The sequence below is a fragment of the Sphingobium sp. C100 genome (assembly GCF_000508185.1).
In the GTDB taxonomy this organism is placed as follows: Bacteria; Pseudomonadota; Alphaproteobacteria; order Sphingomonadales; family Sphingomonadaceae; genus Sphingobium.
The window spans coordinates 1-3037 of sequence record NZ_AYOY01000077.1 but is presented as its reverse complement, the minus strand read 5'-3'; the positions used below and the strand labels follow the sequence as shown (position 1 = coordinate 3037).

The window sequence follows — 3037 nt, the reverse complement described above, 5'->3', positions numbered from 1 at the left end:
CCGATGCGTCCAGGGCCTCCATTGGATCTTCGCCGGTATCGACCGCATCGGTCAATGCGTCGATTGTCCTGCGAAAGATCAGCATCAGCCGCGCCACATTCTTTGACGTGGTGGCATAGCTGCGCGCCTGGGCGTTCTTCGCGCGGGTGAAGATGCTGCCGATCAGCTTGTCCGCCATCTCCAAGGCGTTATCGGTCAGTCGTTCCTCGAGGTCGAGCAGGAACGCAACCAGCGTAGCGCGCCGTCGGGAGGGAATATATCGCTCGATCATATAGGCAGGCGAAGCGCGGCCTTCCCTGACATATTGCCGAAATCGGTCGGCATGGATGCGGCCAGCCACGTCCGGGGAGATGCCGATCTTCCGCACTTGCCGCAGGCGGTCGAGAATCTGGCGGATGTGATCGGGCCTGGCCGCAACGGGAATGGTCTTGAGCGAAGCGAGTTGGCTCATGCCGCCGGCGTCGTCAAAGACCTGGTCGAGGGCGTGGACCTGTTCGGCGCTAAGATCAGCGATCAGGGCGTAGGCAGCCTGCTTGCGGGCACGCGCGCGTCCCGCACTACTGGCGCGTTCGATGGTGGAGATGGACGGCAGTAGAATCCGGGCCTCGCGAAGGGCGGTGACAACGCCGATCGCTATCGTCATCCCCTTGTCGGTCGCCCATGCCGTTTTCGCGGCCGCTTCGATCATGAAGGGAATGTCGGCGCGGGTTGGTCCACGAAGGCCCGCTCGCATCGCCAGCTCGCGGGCATGGTCCGTCATCGTCTGATCCCGCGCTGCATAGTTGGCCAGGTCGGTTACGTGTAGACCAAGTTGTTCCGCGACGAAGGCGGCGAGATCATGGGGTATCGCTCCCTTGTCCTGTATCAACTGCGCCAGTGTGATGCCCGGGTGCCGCAAGAGCGCGAGTTGCAGCGCGACACCCAACTGGTTCCGTCGCTCCCGTCGTGCGCCGATGATCTCGATGTCCGAAGGCTCGAAGGTGTAGAGCCGGGCTAGATGGCCGCGCTCGCTCGGGATGGCGAGGATCTGATCGCGTTCGCTCTCGGTCAGGAGTTGATGCTTACGCTTCGTCATTCCGATTCCCGTCCACAAAAGGTCATCTGGGCCTATGGACAGCCATGAGTAAAGAGACATAGTATGTGGACGGATATGGATGGGGCGAAGCGATCGCCCTTCAGATCGTCCACAGAACGACCGTTTGGGAGACGCACGGGATGGGCGATATTCTGGGTTATGCCCGCGTCAGCACCGGCGATCAGGACGTGGCTGGACAGACCATGCGTCTGGAGGAGGCCGGCGCGATCAAGGTGTTCACCGACGTCATGTCGGGCAAGAGCATGGAGCGGCCCGGTCTGGCCGAACTGATCGCCTATGCCCGCAAGGGCGACACGCTGGCGGTGGTCCGCCTCGATCGGCTTGGGCGCTCGCTCGCCGAATTGCTCACCACGGTCGAGACGCTACGCGGCCAGGGCATCGCGCTCCTGAGTCTTGAGGAAAAGATCGACACATCGTCGGCCGCCGGCGAACTCATCTTCCATGTGTTCGGGGCCATCGCCCATTTCGAGCGGAGACTGATCTCCGAGCGAACCAGGGATGGGATCGCCGCCGCGCGCGCCAAAGGCAAGTTGCCCGGCCGTCAGCCGCTCGACATGTCCAAGGTACATGCCGCCATCAAACTGGTCGAAGCGAGCATCTCGCCGACAGAAGCAGCACGACAACTCGGCATCGGCCGATCGACCATCTATCGAGAAATGCGCCGCCTCGGCGTGGAAAGGCCCATCTGAATGTCCAGATCGAAATCGGCTCACGATCTTTCCGGCCTGATGAAATATGCGGATCGCGCGCCATGGGATGAGGCATTGGCCGAAATGCTGTCCGCGCATCTCGATCCGGCGAGCGAAGCGACCGGACTCGAGCCTGACGCCATATTCGAGATAATTGGCGATCACTGGCAAGGGCCGCTATGGGGCTGCGCCTTTGAAGATCTGCTTACGCAGGAACTGGAACCCGACGGTCGCAATCTGGTCGATGACTATCTCAAGCGCCGGGGCTGGAACGAAAAGGCGCCGAACAAGGCCTATATGCGCGCGTTACGCGATACGGTCATGTCGCTCTATGAGGTCAGCGAAGTCGTGCCTGGTCAGTCGATGACCTTGCGCGATCTGCTGCGCGACGTTGCTCCGGTGACGGTGCGCGAACACGGTGCAACCCAGACCCTGGTCAACTGGGACAAGATCGCCGCAAGGGTTGTCGACGTGAACGGGCGCCATGGCATTTCCGGAGCGCTGTTGCCGTTCAGCGCTGAGGGCGCCGTGCGAGTGGTCGAGGCATTTTCCCGACTTGCCGACGAAACTCAGGACACTGCGGAATTGGACCCGTCCGATCGGGACGCGCTTCTGGGAGCATCGGGACCGATGTTCACGAACATGTGGCTGCTCGACTGTCTGGGCAAGGCCATGCCCGGCAGCGCGCCGGATATGGTCAACGCCGACGGCGATGACCTGGTGTTCCACCGTATCGTTTTTCCGCTGGCGAAAGGCGTGGTCGGCAAGAGCCTGATCCGAAGGCTGAACGCGGCACAATGGCTGGAACCTGCCAGCGACAGTTTCTGGAACTGGCTGGCACCAGCGACGAAGAACAAGAAGCCGCAAGCGACCAAAGGCAAGCGGGCCTTCGTCACGACCATGGATGACGGCACGCCGGTTTTTGCCAATGTGGAACTGGCAGGGCGCAAGCTGATCGTCGAGGTAAACAGTGCCGCCCGCGCGGAGCGAGCAATTACCCAGATGGGCGAATGGCTTGGTGATTGCGTGAGCGCGCCTATGGCCGAAATCCGGACGCTCGATCAGGTTATGGCCGACGATGCCGCCCGCACGCCACAGGACGAGGCGCTGGATATTCCACCGCATGAAATGGAGCGCATCGTTCACGATATGCTGACCCGTGAATATACGAAAACGCTCGATGAGCCGGTCCCAGCCCTCAGCCACAAGACGCCACGCGTTCTGGCCTGTACAAAGGCGGGGCGGGTAAAGG

Annotated in this window: 3 protein-coding genes; 2 read left to right on the top strand and 1 reads right to left on the bottom strand. The window is 61.8% G+C overall.

Going from position 1 to position 3037, the window contains the following annotated elements; genetic code table 11:
• Positions 1 to 1075: DUF4158 domain-containing protein (locus C100_RS31150; protein WP_024018957.1), on the bottom strand; the 1075-nt coding region annotated here is incomplete at its 3' end.
• 140 nt (positions 1076 to 1215) lie between these two features.
• Here C100_RS31150 and C100_RS31145 point away from each other — a divergent pair.
• Together C100_RS31145 and C100_RS31140 are read left to right on the top strand one after the other, a co-directional pair.
• Entirely contained in the window at positions 1216 to 1785 is a 570-nt protein-coding gene (locus C100_RS31145; protein WP_013849886.1) for a recombinase family protein, read from the top strand.
• A partial coding sequence (locus C100_RS31140) for a hypothetical protein (RefSeq protein ID WP_024018955.1) occupies positions 1786 to 3037 on the top strand: 1252 nt, incomplete at its 3' end.